Annotated in this window: 12 protein-coding genes; 8 read left to right on the top strand and 4 right to left on the bottom strand. The window is 66.6% G+C overall.

The genetic code is table 11. The features are described 5' to 3' along the window. Positions 1–34 precede the first annotated feature (34 nt). Positions 35–652, top strand: a complete 618-nt coding sequence (locus ACZ5VQ_RS37045) for a DoxX family protein (protein ID WP_469108795.1) — start codon at positions 35–37, stop codon at positions 650–652. 237 nt (positions 653–889) lie between these two features. Here the strand turns inward: ACZ5VQ_RS37045 and ACZ5VQ_RS37040 are convergent, their stop codons facing one another. Continuing rightward, positions 890–2092 (bottom strand): ABC transporter substrate-binding protein, encoded by a 1203-nt coding sequence (locus tag ACZ5VQ_RS37040; RefSeq protein WP_469108794.1) that lies wholly within the window; start codon positions 2090–2092, stop codon positions 890–892. Positions 2093–2823: 731 nt separating this feature from the next. Between ACZ5VQ_RS37040 and ACZ5VQ_RS37035 the strand changes: the two genes are divergently transcribed. Then, the gene (locus tag ACZ5VQ_RS37035) at positions 2824–5616 is read left to right on the top strand and encodes an ABC transporter permease subunit (RefSeq protein WP_469108793.1); all 2793 of its coding nucleotides are present in this window, start codon (positions 2824–2826) and stop codon (positions 5614–5616) included. Continuing rightward, positions 5613–6353, top strand: coding sequence for an ABC transporter ATP-binding protein (locus ACZ5VQ_RS37030; RefSeq protein WP_469108792.1), 741 nt, complete (start codon positions 5613–5615; stop codon positions 6351–6353). The genes ACZ5VQ_RS37035 and ACZ5VQ_RS37030 overlap by 4 nt, the downstream gene beginning before the upstream one ends. A 254-nt stretch (positions 6354–6607) precedes the next feature. On the opposite strand, the gene ACZ5VQ_RS37025 is transcribed toward ACZ5VQ_RS37030, so the two are convergent. Together ACZ5VQ_RS37025 and ACZ5VQ_RS37020 are read right to left on the bottom strand one after the other, a co-directional pair. After that, positions 6608–7135, bottom strand: a complete 528-nt coding sequence (locus ACZ5VQ_RS37025) for a flavin reductase family protein (RefSeq protein ID WP_469108791.1) — start codon at positions 7133–7135, stop codon at positions 6608–6610. Positions 7136–7230: 95 nt separating this feature from the next. Further along, entirely contained in the window at positions 7231–7545 is a 315-nt protein-coding gene (locus ACZ5VQ_RS37020) for a hypothetical protein (protein ID WP_469108790.1), read from the bottom strand. 231 nt (positions 7546–7776) lie between these two features. Between ACZ5VQ_RS37020 and ACZ5VQ_RS37015 the strand changes: the two genes are divergently transcribed. From ACZ5VQ_RS37015 to ACZ5VQ_RS37000, 4 genes are all read left to right on the top strand, one after another. Then, positions 7777–8217 carry an FAS1-like dehydratase domain-containing protein gene (locus tag ACZ5VQ_RS37015; protein WP_469108789.1) on the top strand — a complete coding sequence of 147 codons (441 nt, stop codon included), beginning with the start codon at positions 7777–7779 and terminating at the stop codon, positions 8215–8217. After that, on the top strand, positions 8214–8675 hold the full coding sequence (locus ACZ5VQ_RS37010) for a MaoC/PaaZ C-terminal domain-containing protein (protein WP_469108788.1): 462 nt from the start codon (positions 8214–8216) through the stop codon (positions 8673–8675). The genes ACZ5VQ_RS37015 and ACZ5VQ_RS37010 overlap by 4 nt, the downstream gene beginning before the upstream one ends. A gap of 145 nt (positions 8676–8820) precedes the next feature. Next, positions 8821–9222, top strand: a complete 402-nt coding sequence (locus ACZ5VQ_RS37005) for a Zn-ribbon domain-containing OB-fold protein (protein WP_469108787.1) — start codon at positions 8821–8823, stop codon at positions 9220–9222. Next, on the top strand, positions 9222–10421 hold the full coding sequence (locus ACZ5VQ_RS37000) for a thiolase family protein (protein ID WP_469108786.1): 1200 nt from the start codon (positions 9222–9224) through the stop codon (positions 10419–10421). Before ACZ5VQ_RS37005 ends, ACZ5VQ_RS37000 begins: the two co-directional genes overlap by 1 nt. Positions 10422–10737: 316 nt before the next feature. On the opposite strand, the gene ACZ5VQ_RS36995 is transcribed toward ACZ5VQ_RS37000, so the two are convergent. Beyond that, positions 10738–10908 (bottom strand): hypothetical protein, encoded by a 171-nt coding sequence (locus ACZ5VQ_RS36995; protein ID WP_469108785.1) that lies wholly within the window; start codon positions 10906–10908, stop codon positions 10738–10740. Positions 10909–11059: 151 nt separating this feature from the next. Here ACZ5VQ_RS36995 and ACZ5VQ_RS36990 point away from each other — a divergent pair, with 151 nt between their 5' ends. Then, entirely contained in the window at positions 11060–12040 is a 981-nt protein-coding gene (locus ACZ5VQ_RS36990; RefSeq protein WP_469108784.1) for an alpha/beta fold hydrolase, read from the top strand. Positions 12041–12103: the final 63 nt, after the last annotated feature.

Raw genomic sequence — 12103 nt, 5'->3', positions numbered from 1 at the left:
GGGCGCGGAGCACTCCACACAGAGGAGAAAAACCATGTCGACACGCATCCACCACGCGCGGGACGCCGACGGTCGCGACGCCGCGGCGTTGCTGCTGCGCGCCGCACTGGGGCCGATGCTGTTCGCGCATGGCTGGAACAAGGTCCGCGGGCCAGGTGGGCTGAAGGGCACCACCGGCTGGTTCCGGGCGCTGGGCCTTGAGCCGGCCACCGTCCATGCCCGGATGGCTGCCGGCACCGAGATGGCGGCGGGCGCAGCCCTCGCCCTCGGCGCGGCCGGCCCGTTGCCCGCGGCCGCGACCGTCGGGCTGATGACCGTGGCCGCCCGCACCGACCACCGTGGCAAGGGCTTCTTCGTCTTCAAGGGCGGCTGGGAGTACACCGGCGTCGTCGCCGGCGCCGCTGTGGCGTTGGCCGCGCTCGGGCACGGTACCTACTCGCTCGATGCCGTGTTCGGGTGGCGGCGCTCCGGGCCGAGAGCGGCGCTGCTTGCCGCCGGGCTCGGCGCCGCCGGCGCGGCGGCCCTGCTCACGGTGTCCTATCGACCGGCGGACGAACCGGACAGCACTGGCTCGGCGGATGAGCAGGACAGCACTGGTCCGGCGGATGAGCAGGACAGCACTGGTCCGGCGGATGAGCAGGAGCAGCACTGATCCAAGCGGTCTCGGGGAAGTGAGGTACGCCCCCGCCCCGCCCGGCACGCGCCCCACCCTCCAACCGGCTTCGCTCGGTTCGGCTCCGACAGTGCACCCCGTCGCCGCGCCGGGCGAAGGGGTGCACTGCCTTGAAGGGGTGCACTGCCTTGGTGCGCCGAGGCCACCTCGCCGGTGACGAGGTGGCCTTCGGTCGCCGCATCGAACTACGGCGTGCGGGCGGCAGCGGACGACGAATCAGCTACCGGGGACGACCTTCCCGGTGAGGACGTTGAGGAAGGCGGTGGGTGTGATGTCGACCTGCTCGCCGTTCTTGATCTCGTGGTTCACCACCGTGGGGGCGAACAGGCGCGCGAACCCGGTCACTCCGGTCTCCTTGGTGAAATTGACCGGCGGGGTGAGGCCGTCGGTGGTGAGCGACGACGTCGCGTCGAAGGTGTCCAGCACGCTCTGGCGCGTGAGGTCCTTGCCCTTCATGACCTTGGCGAACGACTTGATGCCCAGCCAGGCGTTCATACCCTCGTCGCTGGTATCAACGGAGGGCTGGTACTTCGTCATGTCGGCTAGGTAGTTCTTGCGTCCGGCGCTGTTGTAGCTGTAGCAGCCGGTCGACTGGATGTTGGTCGTGTCGTCGATCTGCTTGATGGCTGACGGCGTCATCACGGTCGATGCTGTTTGGATCTTGCCGGTGTAGCCCTGCGCCCGCAGTTGCTTGATGCCCGCCACGCTCAGAGGCTCAGTCAGTGACAGGAGCACGCCGTCGGGCTTCTTCGAGTTCGCCTGGGCGGCGTAGGACGTCATGTCCGAGGCGGTGCTCGGGACGGCCACCTGCAGGACTTTCGATGACGGGAAGAGCGTTTCGACCTTCTCGCTGAGGAATTCCACGCCCGGATGGCCGCCCGGAGTGTCATAGAACATCACGACGATCTTCTTAGCGCCCTGCTTGGCGAGCCACTCGGCCATGCCGCTCTGGATGCCGATCCCCCCGCAGTCGGTCGCAAAGCCGACCTTGGACGCGAAGTCTGGTGCGGTGTACGGCTTGGACGCGACGGCTGCCATCTTTCCGTTGAGTACGCCCATGATGGGGCCGCCGCCCGCGTAGTCGTTGTTTCCGACGGTGGCGATGATCGACTTGTCTGTGACCGCCTTTTGCGCGCAGGCCGAGGCCTGGTTCTGGTTGCCGTGGGTGTCGCAGATCTTCAGGTCGATCTGATGGCCGTCAACACCGCCGGCGGCGTTGACGGCCGAGACCGCGGCCTTGGCGCCAGGGATCACGTGGTCGCCCGGCAGTCCCGCGCCGGTTGCTGTGATCATCATCAGGCTGACCTTGCCGCCCGACGAGGTAGAACTTCCGCCGTCTTCGCCCGACGTGCAGGACGACAGCAGAACGCAGAGGGCCGTCCCTGAGACTGTCGAGATTGTTCTGAGCGATCTCTTCAACGCCGTGCTCCTTCTTTGGCCAGTTTCCCGTTCGGGACTGATGCGTCGGGGCGACTGCGTCTCGCGATACCGAGTGACCGCGCGCCGATTTCATGGATGCACATGCGCTCACTGGCCGGATACCTTCCGGGTCGAGCGTGGCCGGGAGTCTTGCCTACAGGTCAATAAGGTGTCAACGATAAGTCAAGTAGGCGCGAAGCCGATATGGAATCGTTACTAAAGTCCATTGAAGCTCTTTGGGTAGATTGCTCCGGCATGGTTTCCCACATCATTCAACTCAAGTTAACAACAGTCATTCAACGTACATCGCGCCACGATAGGTCGCCATCGAGCGGGCGCTTCCGGCGTCTACCTGTTCAAGCACCCCGAAGGAGGGTGTTACAGCTGGTGCAATCACGAGCTGTGGGAGGCGGTCTCGTGTCCGCTCGACGGAGTATGCGTGACGCATACGTTGACATGTAAGCCATGCAAGCTGACACTCTGTGTGGCGACTGGGCGACAAACATTCATGTCCTATGGGCTGCGTCCACTGCACGATGTGAGTGTCTGAGGATGGCGCGGCCGTACACGCGGCATGCTGGCCGTGTACTTGGCGGCGTACTCCTATCATCCGGCTGCGCGATCACCTTCATCCCGATGTCCGATGGCGTAGGTGCAGCTCAATCGCAGAGTGAGCGTCGTACCGTGCCGTCGCCGGTAAAGCGTCCGCGCATCCGACCAGAGGGACAGGCATGCAGGAGATAATCGGGTTCGCGCTGTTCGGCCTCGGAGCCGCCGCTGTTTACACGCTGCTCGCTCAGGGCGCGGTGCTCATCTACCGTGGGTCCGGGGTGGTCAACTTCGCGCAGGGCGGCTTCGCGCTCGTCGGCGCCTACGTCTATTACGAGGCACTCAAGGTCGTGCCGAAGTGGCCCGCCGCCCTGATCGGTGTCGCGGCCGCCGCAGCGCTCGGACTGCTGGTCCAATTCGCGATCATGTGGCCGATGCGCAGATCGTCGGCGCTGGCCCGGGTGGTCGCCACTCTCGGCATCCTCTCGGTGCTGACCCAGGCCGTGTCGATCCGGTATCAGAGCACGACGTACTACGTGCCATCGCTGGTGCCGCAGGGAGGTGTGTCGTTCGCCGGCGTGTCGCTCTCGCAGGATCGGCTCTGGCTGTTCGGTATCGCACTGGTCTTCACCACGGCTTTGTGGCTGGGCTACCGCTACACACGTATCGGTCTGGCCACATCCGGGGTGGCGGAGAACCAGACCCTGGCCGCGAGTCTCGGCTGGTCTCCTCGCATGATCGCCGGTCTCAACTGGACGCTGGGTGCGGCCCTGGCGGGCGCGGCGGGCGTGCTGCTGCCGCCGATTGCCGGTGGGCTCACGCCGAACGTGTTTGTGTTGCCGATGGTGACGTCGCTGTCCACGGCTCTGATCGGCTCGTTCCGATCATTTCCGCTGACGATGCTCGGCGGCGTGATCATCGCGGTGTTGCAGTCGGAATGCACGCACTACATCTCGACGCCCGGGTGGACGAACGCCGTCCCGTTCCTCGTCATCATCGTGCTGATCGTCGTGCGCGGTAGGGCACTGCCACTGCGCAGCTTCCGTTCCGACCGCCTGCCTGCCGTCGGCAGCGGCAAGATCAATCCCGTCGGCGTCGTCGTCGGCCTCGGGCTGTCCCTTCTCGGCATCTATGGTTTCAGCGACGCGTTCGCCAACTCGGTCACTGTCTCCGCGGCCTTCGCACTCGTGGCACTGTCCCTCGTCGTGGTCACCGGCTATGCCGGTCAGATCAGCCTGGCCCAGTACGCGCTGGCCGGCGTGGGCGCACTCGCCTCCGCACGCATGATGGCGGTCTGGCACGTACCGTTTCTTGCGGCACTGGTGCTGAGCATGGGGGTCACGGTGCTGGTCGGGCTGGTGATCAGCCTCCCGGCCCTGCGCGCCCGAGGCGTGAACCTCGCGGTGGTGACGCTCGGCCTCGCGCTCGTGATCGAGACGGTTGTGCTGGGCAACCCCGACTACACCGGCGGTGTCGTGAACGGCACCGTGGTGAGCGACCCGAACCTGTTCGGGTGGGACATCCAGTCGGTGCAGTATCCACGCCGGTACGCGCTTGTCTGCGTGATCGTGCTCGCCCTGGTCGCCGTGTTCGTGGCCCGTCTGCGACGGCGCGGTGCCGGCCGTCGCCTGCTCGCGGTGCGTGACAACGAACGGGCAGCGGCGAGCGTCGGGGTGAACGTCGTCGGGGCCAAGCTCTACGCGTTCGGTGTGGGTGCCGCGTTGGCCGCACTGGGCGGTTCGCTGATCGCGCTCAAGGACAGCTTCGTCGACTTCACGCAGTTCGGCACGGTGCAGTCGATCAACGTGCTGATGCTGACGGTCATCGGCGCTGTCGGCTTTGTACTGGGCGGCTTCGTCAGCGGGGTCGCGGCCGTGGGCGGTGCCTTCCAGCAGTTCCTGTCGAACTACTTCGAACTGTCGAACTGGTGGCTGCTGATTCTCGGCCTGTTGCTGATCGTCCAGCTCGTCGTGCTGCCCGACGGCATCGCATCGGATCTCGGCCGCCAGGGGCGGATGGTCACCGGACTGGTCGGGCGCTTCTACCGCCGAGCGCCGAAATCGCGGGCGGTTGATGTCCCCCAGGTGCTGGGCCGTGTGGTGGCCAAGCCGCTCGAACTGAAGGACGTCACTGTCCAGTTCGGGTCCACTGTCGTGTTGAACAAGGTCAACCTGACCGTCAGCCCCGGCGAGGTGGTGGGGTTGATCGGCCCCAACGGCGCCGGCAAGACGACGCTGATCGACGTCGCGACGGGCCTCGTCAAGGCTCGCGCCGGCCAGGTGCTGCTCGGCGGCGAGCCGGTCGACCGGCTCAGCACGCGTCAGCGGGTTCAGCGCGGGCTCACCCGTTCATGGCAGTCGGACGAGCTGTTCGAGGTCATGACGGTGGCCGAGAACCTGCGGGTGGCCGCTGAGCCGGGCGGCTTCGGCTGCTATGTCCGTGACATCGTGTGGCGCGAACGTCCGCTGCCGCCTTCCGTCGCGGCGAGCGTGCGGCAGTTCGAACTGGAGGAGCTGCTCGAACAGCTGCCCACCGAGCTTTCCTACGCCACCCGTCGACTCGTCGGTGTGGCCCGGGCGATGGCCACGGAGCCGTCGATCCTGCTGCTCGACGAGCCCGCCGCCGGCCTCGACGAGAACAGCACCGAGGAACTGATCAGCCACATCCGCCGTCTCGCCGAGGAACGCGGGCTGGGCATCCTGCTCATCGAACACGATGTCTCGATGGTCATGCGTACCTGCGACCGCGTCGTCGCGATCAACTTCGGCGAGGAGATCGTCACAGGCACGCCGGCCGAGGTACGTGCCCACCCGGCGGTCATTTCCGCCTACCTGGGCCGTACCGAGGGGCACCACGCAGGCCGCACCAGGGCTGGTGCAACTGTCGGAGCAGGGACCGATCCCCTCTTGGAGCCATCGGCCCCCTCGCCGGACGCGAGCCGGAAACTCACTCCCCGAATCGGAGACAACCGGTGATACCCATCGAGGAACGCGCCGTCGGTACCGCGCCGGTACTGCACGCGAAGAACATCTCGGTCGGCTACGGCAGGATCGCGGTGATCCGCGGGCTCGACCTCAGCGTGGCGCCCGGGGAGGTGGTGGCCCTGCTGGGCGCGAACGGCGCCGGGAAGAGCACGACCCTCATGGCGCTCGCGGGCCTGCTGCCGCTGACCGGTGGAGAGATCTACCTCGGCGACAAGCGCACCACCGCGCCGTTGTACCGCCGCAGTCGCCAGGGTGTCGCCTACCTGCCTGAGCAGCGGGGCGTGTTCCGCGAGCTGACGACGATGGAGAACTTGCGACTGGGCCGAGGGGACCCGCAGGTGGCACTCGACCTCATCCCTGAACTCAAGCGGGTCGCCGACCGCAAGGCGGGCTTGCTGTCAGGCGGCGAACAGCAGATGTTGGTGCTCGCTCGGGCGATCGCCGGCAAGCCGCGCATCCTGCTCTGTGACGAGCTCTCGCTCGGCCTCGCGCCCGTTGTCATGGACCGGCTCTACGACCTGCTCGGTACGGCTTCGGAGGGGGGCGTCGGGATGATCATCGTCGAGCAGCACGTGCGTGCCGCTCTCGAATTCTGCGACCGCGCCGTTGTTCTCAAGCGCGGGCGGATCGCGCTGCAGGGCACCAGAGCGGAGCTGGCCGGACGCCTTGATGAGATCGAGTCCCACTATCTGTCCTCCGTGACCGACGACGACGTGCCGGACTTCTGACCGTTTTCATCCGCTCCGTGTGAGTGGGCCGTGACACGCACGCTCGCGGCATTGCCGAAACGCCCTCGCGGCTCAGCTGCGAGGGCGTTTCGGCGGCGGTTCGGGGCGAGGGCGGCCTGTGGCCTGTGCTGTGGCCTCGGTGTCGACGGGGCCGGAATTGACCTGGTATCTGCGGTTAGCCTCGCGGTATGGGCAGCCGGTCTCCGTCACTGTGACCTCGTTAACTTCGTGTTCGCGGTACGAAATCCTCGATGTCAGTCGGTTCCGGCCCGTATGGCCGCCTCGGCCGTCGACGTGTACGCGCCGCGGTGAAACACCAGCGCGTGGGCATCGCGTCCGATGTCGAGATCGAGTACGCGGCCGAGTACGAGCGTGTGGTCGCCCGTCTCGATCTCATGCTCCAGTTCGCAGTCGAGCCAGGCGAGGCAGCCGTCGAGCACCGGAGCACCGTTGCGGCCGGGACGCCACGGTACGCCGGCGAACTTGTCGCCTCCGCTCGTGGCGAAGCGACGGCTGATGTCGATCTGGTCATCGGCCAGCACGTTCACGCAGAACCAGTGCGCGGCGCGCATGCCGGGCCAACTGGTGGACGTCTTCGAGGGAAAGAAGCCGATGAGGGGCGGATCGAGCGAGACCGACACGAACGAGCCGACGGCGAGACCCACCGGCCCGTCCGGCCCGGCTCCAGTCACGACCGTGACGGCCGACGGAGTGTGCGCCATGATCTCGCGGAACCGGGCGGACTCGATGACCTCGTCGGTCCGAGGGGACGAAAGAGCCATAACGACCTCCGACTATTCCACTGCCGCAAAGTAATGTCGTACCGAACGATACTAGTTGGTCTCACGCCCGTCCAGCGTCCCTGAGGTGCCGGCCGTCAGTCGCTGCTCGGAAGGACGCGCGCCTGCTTGACTGTCAGAGGGGTGCCACCCAGGGCCAACGTGCCGCGGCCCGCCTTGGTCACCAGGACCTCCAGTTCGCCGGCGTCGCCCGCGGAGTAGCGCTTGCCGAGCTGTGTGCCCGTGTCGGAACCCGGCACGAGTGGTGCCCGCTCGGTGGTCGGCTCTGGCGACATCGGTACCCCGCCGCAGGTGAGTTCGACGCCGTCATGGCCGACCGCACGGATGACGATGACCTCGGTGTCGCATGCGCTGCTGCGCAGTTGCATCCCCGGCTTCAGATCCATGCTCATGTGCTCCCGTACCTCGGTGCGTGAACGGTTCGCCGACGCGAAGCGTCCACATCTGTAGCGGCCATCTATTTCGTCATAGGACGCGATCGGATACGGTCAGCATAGTACAGTGCATGGCCAGGACAAGTAAGTTGCCATTGAAGGCCATACGGTCATCTCATTGCAGACTATCTTGACAGTGATTGTCGCGGAAGAGCTTCAGAGACAGCCAGGAGAGGTGGCGGCGTGCCTGTGGACGTCGACAAGATCGGTGCGGCCTGTGCACCGTTTCCCATGCTTATCGAGGTCGGTAAAATCCGCGAGTTCGCGCGGTCGGTGAACTCGACCCATCCCGACTATCTGGAGTCGTGGACACCGGTCAGCCCGCCGACCTTCCTGGCGGCAGCGTCGTTCTGGATGAGCGAGGAGAACTCGCCCATGCTTCAGGCGAACCTCGACTTCGAGCGCATCCTCAACGGTGCGCAGGAGTTCGTCTTCCATGGGCCGCCGCCGCGCGCGGGTACCAAACTCACGGGCACGGGACGCATCGACAAGGTCTACCAGAAGACCGGCAAGCGAGGTGGGGCGATGACGTTCCTCGAGGTGGTCTATGAGTACGTCGACGAGTCGGGAACAACGGTTGCCGAAGTGCGCTCCACCGTGATCGAGACGGCCGGAGTGGTGGACGCATGAGCACGTCAGGATCGGTACGCGATACCCGCGTCCGTACGGCGGCCGATGCTGCGGACTGGGACGCGATCACCGTGGGCGACACCATGGAGCCGTTCGTCGAGGCACCACTGACCATCACGGACTTCGTCCGGTACCAGGGCGCTGCCAACGACCAGAATCCGATGCACCACGACGCCGCGTTCGCGCAGCGCGCCGGGTATCCGGGGCCGTTCGCCGTCGGCATGCGGCAGTCAGGCGTGCTCGCCGACTATGTGGTCGGAGTGTGGGGTCCCGACAACGTGCGCCGGTTCAAGGTGCAGTTCCGGGAACAAGCCTGGCCGGGTGACGAGCTGACCTACGCCGCGAAAGTCGTCACGAAGAACGAGAACGACGGGCAGCGTGAGGTCGAGCTCGAAATGACGGTGACCCGGCAGACCGGGGGTGTCCACATCCTGGGCTGGGCAACGTTCGTCGTGTGATCGGTCGAGACCGGTCGATCGTGGTGAGGCGGGCTGTAAGCCAATCAAGCTTCGAGTGACTCTGAATCAACACATGAATCTTCCGAAAATGGTTGCCCTGCGAACGCATCGCGCCAGTGTGTAGCGAGGGAAGAGGTGGGAGTCCGTGGACACACATATTCCGCTGGTCGACTATCTGGTGCTCGGCGACCGGCCGCACCTGATCGCCCACGAGTGCACCAAGTGCCGCGCGCGGTACTTCGACCGCCGCAACGCCTGCGCGAGCTGCTTCGCCACCTCGTTTGGTGACGTGGACGTCGCCACCGACGGGACGGTCCGGTCATTCACGGTCGTCACGTTCGCGGCTCCAGGCATCGACGTCCCGTTCGTCGCCGCAGTGATCGACTGTGACGGCACGAGCGTGCGGGCGAACCTCGTGAACGTGCCACCCGATCCCGAGCACGTGCACCTTGGGATGAAGGTGCGTCTGACGACGTTTCCGATCGGCACGGATTCGCAGGGTACCGAGGCGGTCGGCTTCGGTTTCGAGCCGCAGGAGGTGGCGTGATGACCGATCCGGTGTGGATCGTCGGGATCCATATGACGAAGTTCGGCAAGTACCCGGACAAGGACATCGTCGACCTGGCGGCCGAGGCGTCGCTCGCGGCGTTGACCGACGCCGCCATGACGATGCGGGACATCGGCGTGCTCGTGGCGGGCAACCAACTGGGCCAGAACCGCTCGGTGGGCCAGCTGGTCCAGAAACAGATCGGCCAGACAGGCATCCCGGTGTTCAACGTCGCTAACGCCTGTGCCACCGGTGCCACCGCGCTGAAAACCGCGATCATGGCAGTGCGGGCGGGGGAGTGCGAGGTCGGGCTCGCCGTCGGCGTGGAGAAACTGGCAGGCATGGGCCTGCTTGGCGCCGAGGCGCGCAACGACTCCGATGTCTTCACGCCGTCGGGTCGGCAGGGTGCGGTGGCGGCGCTGGACGGCCGGGTCGGGACGAGCTCGATGCCAGGTGTGTTCGCGCAGGTGGGGATGGAGTATGCGCACCGCTATGGCGAGGTGGATTTCGAGACGTTCGCGCGTATCTCGGAGAAGAACCACGCCCACTCGACGTTGAACCCGCTGGCGGCGTACCAGAAGCGCATGTCGCTCGACCAGATCATGAACGATGTCATGATCGCCTACCCGAACACTCGGCCGATGTGCTCGGCCAACTGCGACGGCGCGGCTGCCGCCGTTGTGGTGTCGGCGGAGAAGTTGAAGACCCTCTCGCTCGACCAGCGCCGCCGCGCGGTGAAGGTGGCCGCGTCGGTGCTCACCACGGACCCGTGGGAGGAGGCCTGCCAGGTGTTGCCGGACATCAACACGCTCACCCGCAACGCCGCCCGCCAGGCGTACGAGCAGGCCGGCGTCTCCCCGTCCGATCTGGACCTGGTGGAGCTGCACGACTGCTTCGCGACGGCCGAGTTGGTGCACTACGACAATCTGATGCTCTGCGACGAGGGCAACGCGGTCGACTTCTTCGAGTCCGGTGCCACCTGGCGCGACGGGTCGACACCGGTCAACGTATCCGGTGGCCTTCAGTCCAAGGGGCACCCGATCGGTGCGACCGGCATCGCGAACATCTGGGAGATCTGTCACCACCTGCGCGGTGAGGCCGGAGACCGTCAGATCCAGGGCGCCACCGTCGGGCTCGCGCATGTCATCGGGCTCGGGTCCGCATGCGGCGTGCACATCCTGGAGAAGTCGGCCGCCTGAGAGCGCCGCCGCGGGGAGGAAGACGCAAGTGGCCGGCCGCTGGACATTGATGTGCCGACGCGCGCTTTCGCGTAAGACACAGGGCGGCCGGCCGACGGACGCGTGACTCGGGCACGAGGCGATTGCCGACCCGCGGCGCGGGATCACCCAGCTCCGGCTCTTCGTTCTCCTCACCGCGTGGATGTGCCACCAAGCCGCCCACCGCCGACGCGCGGCGTGCGTGGTGGAGGCGGTCAAGCTCATGGGCCTGCTTCATGGGCGGGTTCATATCACCCGCACGGCGTGTTCGGAGCTTCCCACGAGACGCGCTGGATCGTTAGAGGTGCTGGTCGAGCATGGCGACCTCCAGTGAGATCAACAGCTCGCGGGCCTCGTAACGGGTTTGCAGCAGGTCGAGCTTCCGGAGCACGTCGTGGGTCGCGTGAATCTCCGTGGAGATGGCCTCGATGCGCCACTCAAGGGCGACGCGGTCGATGGTAGCCGTCATGGGTACCTCCGAAAGGATGAGCGACGAGACCGACGTTAGTTTTGTTCGGTACTAGATAATACCGTCCGTTCCTTGTTTACCTCTTGGGTGGCGAGTCAGGCAAGGGCTCGGACAGGCCCGAAATCCACACCAGAATCGGACGGTACGAAACATGGCCGGACACATCGGCGGCGAGCACCGGGCATCCGAGCGGGCGATGGGGCGACGGATCCATGGCGCTTCGCGGAGCACCCATCGCGACATCGCTACCGGAACGGCAGGTACCTCCTCCGGGACCCCTGCGCTCGAACTGTTCACGGCAGTCGGCTCCGATATTGAGCTGACCGGCGACATCCGCCGTGCCGAGCGGCCGGTGGGCGAGGTCGTGCTCCTGCATGGCGGGGGCCAGACGCGACATTCGTGGGGCTCGGCGAGCGCGGTGCTCGCCAGGCGCGGCTGGACCGCGATCACCTTCGACGCACGGGGGCACGGCGACAGCGGCTGGTCACCCGGAGCGGCCTACGCCGCCGCCGACGGCGCGGGCGACCTCCGCGCCGTGGTGGAATCCGTCTGCACCGACACGCCGGTGCTGATCGGGGCGTCCATGGGCGGCGTGACCAGCCTGCTGGCCGTCGGCGAGAATCCCGGCTTCGCCCGAGCGCTCGTGCTCGTCGACATCGTCCCGCGGATCGAACCCGGGGGAGCGGACCGGATCCACGCCTTCATGACCGCACGCCCGGACGGCTTCGCCACTCTGGACGAGGCCGCCGAGGCGATCCGGCTCTACAATCCGCACCGCGCACGGCCGGTGAACCCGAACGGCCTGCGCAAGAACGTGCGGCAGCGACCGGACGGCCGCTGGTACTGGCACTGGGACCCGGCCTGGCTGGACCACGGCCGGCGCCCGGTCGAGCGGGAATCACGCGCCGACCACCTGCGGGCGGCCGCGGCCGCGGTCACTGTGCCGGCGCTGCTCGTTCGGGGCACGGAGTCCGACATTGTCAGCGACGAAGGTGTCGCCGACCTGCTCGCCGCCAACCCCGCAATCCAGGTGGAGGACGTACCGGCCACCGGGCATATGGTCGCCGGAGACGACAACACCGCCTTCGGTGAGGCACTGCTCGGCTTCCTGGACGGGCTTGTCGCCACCTGAGCACAACGACTCACCCGGCAGCCGCTGAGAGGCGCGCTGCGGCGCGATCGATACCAGATGTGC

Source organism: Streptomyces sp. NPDC033178 (assembly GCF_055577685.1).
The sequence above is the reverse complement of the archived record's forward strand: the minus strand, read 5'-3'. Positions and strand labels throughout refer to the sequence as shown.

Excerpts from the sequence above, each read along its gene's own strand:
- ACZ5VQ_RS37045 (WP_469108795.1), top strand. The coding sequence starts at position 35 with ATGTCGACACGCATCCACCACGCGCGGGACGCCGACGGTCGCGACGCC.
- ACZ5VQ_RS37035 (WP_469108793.1), top strand. The coding sequence starts at position 2,824 with ATGCAGGAGATAATCGGGTTCGCGCTGTTCGGCCTCGGAGCCGCCGCT.
- ACZ5VQ_RS37025 (WP_469108791.1), bottom strand. The coding sequence starts at position 7,135 with ATGGCTCTTTCGTCCCCTCGGACCGACGAGGTCATCGAGTCCGCCCGG.
- ACZ5VQ_RS37020 (WP_469108790.1), bottom strand. The coding sequence starts at position 7,545 with ATGAGCATGGATCTGAAGCCGGGGATGCAACTGCGCAGCAGCGCATGC.
- ACZ5VQ_RS37010 (WP_469108788.1), top strand. The coding sequence starts at position 8,214 with ATGAGCACGTCAGGATCGGTACGCGATACCCGCGTCCGTACGGCGGCC.
- ACZ5VQ_RS37000 (WP_469108786.1), top strand. The coding sequence starts at position 9,222 with ATGACCGATCCGGTGTGGATCGTCGGGATCCATATGACGAAGTTCGGC.
- ACZ5VQ_RS36995 (WP_469108785.1), bottom strand. The coding sequence starts at position 10,908 with ATGACGGCTACCATCGACCGCGTCGCCCTTGAGTGGCGCATCGAGGCC.
- ACZ5VQ_RS36990 (WP_469108784.1), top strand. The coding sequence starts at position 11,060 with ATGGCCGGACACATCGGCGGCGAGCACCGGGCATCCGAGCGGGCGATG.